Genomic DNA, 893 nt, shown 5'->3' with positions numbered 1-893 from the left:
TATCAGCAGCTCCTGCACGAACAAGGAATTACCTCCAACCATAATGCGATCCTTGCGGCAAGGCTTTCTTATTTCCTGGATTTGAAGGGACCTGTGCTAACGGTCGACACTGCTTGCTCATCCGGACTTGCCGCCGCACATCAAGCTTGCCTTAGCCTCCGCAGCGGCGAATGCGATACCGCTATTGCTGCAGGCGTGAATTTGATGCTTACTCCTGCTCCATACTTGGCGATGAGCAAGGCCGGTATGCTCTCCAAAGACGGGAAATGCTTGACGTTCGATAAGCGGGCGAACGGCTTGGTTCCCGGAGAGGCGGTTGCCGTTGTCGTACTGAAAAGGCTCTCCAAGGCGGAAGAGGATGGAGACCCGATCCTGGGTGTCATCCGCGGCAGCGGAATCAATTACGACGGCAGAACCAACGGAATTACTGCACCGAGCGCGGTTGCGCAGACTGAACTGATCCAGTCGGTGTACGATCAGGCCGGGATTCATCCGGAGCATATCGAATATATCGTCTCGCACGGGACAGGAACCAAATTGGGGGATCCGGTTGAGGTAGGCGCGTTGCAGGAAGCATTTAGACGTTACACGGATCAAAAAGGCTTCTGTGCCATCTCATCCAACAAGCCTCATTTTGGACACACGTTTGCCGCTTCCGGACTGGTCAATCTGATTCATTTGGTTCAGGCGTTCCGTCATGAGCTGATTCCTGGCAGCACACATTTGGAGCAGGGTAATGATTTTATACAGTGGGAAAACAGTCCCGTATATGTCAGCAGGGAGAGTGTCCCCTGGCCGGAAACGGAATCCGGACGCTTGGGTGCGGTAAGCGCCTTCGGCATGAGCGGCACGAATGTTCACATGGTTGTTCAAAGCTACGCTTCATGCCCTGA

1 protein-coding gene is annotated in these 893 nt (G+C 54.0%); it reads left to right on the top strand.

Translation table 11 applies throughout. The features are described 5' to 3' along the window. On the top strand, positions 1 to 893 hold an 893-nt coding region (locus CPT76_RS35225), incomplete at both ends, for a beta-ketoacyl [acyl carrier protein] synthase domain-containing protein (protein WP_146116541.1).

Source organism: Paenibacillus sp. AR247, assembly GCF_002968895.1.
Classification (GTDB): Bacteria; Bacillota; Bacilli; order Paenibacillales; family Paenibacillaceae; genus Paenibacillus_AQ; species Paenibacillus_AQ favisporus.
The sequence above is the reverse complement of the archived record's forward strand: the minus strand, read 5'-3'. Positions and strand labels throughout refer to the sequence as shown.